This is a genomic window from Bradyrhizobium sp. P2_E8 (genome assembly GCF_056403875.1).
Window position 1 is genome coordinate 1 of record NZ_JBFUES010001529.1, and the last position, 1178, is coordinate 1178.

Annotated in this window: 1 protein-coding gene; it reads right to left on the bottom strand. The window is 64.6% G+C overall.

Annotated features, from left to right (window positions below; translation table 11 throughout):
• Positions 1 to 1178: molecular chaperone DnaK (dnaK, locus tag AC1D00_RS42035; protein ID WP_477014765.1), on the bottom strand; the 1178-nt coding region annotated here is incomplete at both ends.

Genomic DNA, 1178 nt, shown 5'->3' on the forward strand with positions numbered 1-1178 from the left:
ATCGAAGCCTGGGCCAGCGTCTGGGTCTTGGCCTTGATCGCCTCGGCATCGTCGCCCTTCAGCGCTTCCTTGAGGTCGCTGACGGCGTCCTCGATGGCGCGGCGCTCGGTCTCGGCGACCTTCGAACCGTGCTCGGCCAGCGCCTTCTCGGTCGAATGCACCAGTCCGTCCGCCTCGTTCTTGGCGGTCACGGCCTCGCGGCGCTTCTTGTCCGCTTCGGCATTGGCCTCGGCGTCCTTGACCATCTTCTCGATGTCGGCTTCCGAAAGACCGCCGGAGGCCTGGATGCGGATCTGCTGCTCCTTGCCGGTGGCCTTGTCCTTGGCCGAGACGTTGACGATGCCGTTGGCGTCGATGTCGAAGGTCACCTCGATCTGCGGCATGCCGCGCGGGGCCGGCGGAATGCCCATCAGGTCGAACTGGCCGAGCATCTTGTTGTCGGCCGCCATTTCACGCTCGCCCTGGAAGACGCGGATGGTGACCGCGTTCTGGTTGTCCTCGGCGGTCGAGAACACCTGGCTCTTCTTGGTCGGGATCGTGGTGTTGCGGTCGATGATACGGGTGAACACGCCGCCCAGCGTCTCGATGCCCAGCGACAGCGGGGTCACGTCGAGCAGCAGCACGTCCTTGACGTCGCCCTGSAGCACGCCGGCCTGGATCGCRGCRCCGATMGCSACGACYTCGTCSGGRTTGACGCCCTTGTGCGGYTCCTTGCCGAASAKCTGCTKCACGACTTCCTGGACCTTCGGCATGCGCGACATGCCGCCGACCAGAACGACTTCGCCGATCTCACCGGCGGTGACGCCGGCGTCCTTCAGCGCCTTGCGGCAGGGCTCGACGGTCTTCTGGATGAGGTCGTCGACCAGCGCCTCGAACTTGGCGCGGGTGAGCTTCATCGTCAGATGCTTCGGGCCGGTCTGGTCCGCGGTGATGAAGGGCAGGTTGATCTCGGTCTGCGTCGTCGACGACAGCTCGATCTTGGCCTTTTCAGCGGCTTCCTTCAGGCGCTGCAACGCGAGCTTGTCGTTGCGCAGGTTGATGCCCTGCTCCTTCTGGAACTCGTCGGCGAGATAGCCGACCAGGCGCATGTCGAAGTCTTCGCCGCCGAGGAAGGTGTCGCCGTTGGTCGACTTCACCTCGAACCCGCCGTCGCCGATTTCGAGAATGGAGATATCGAA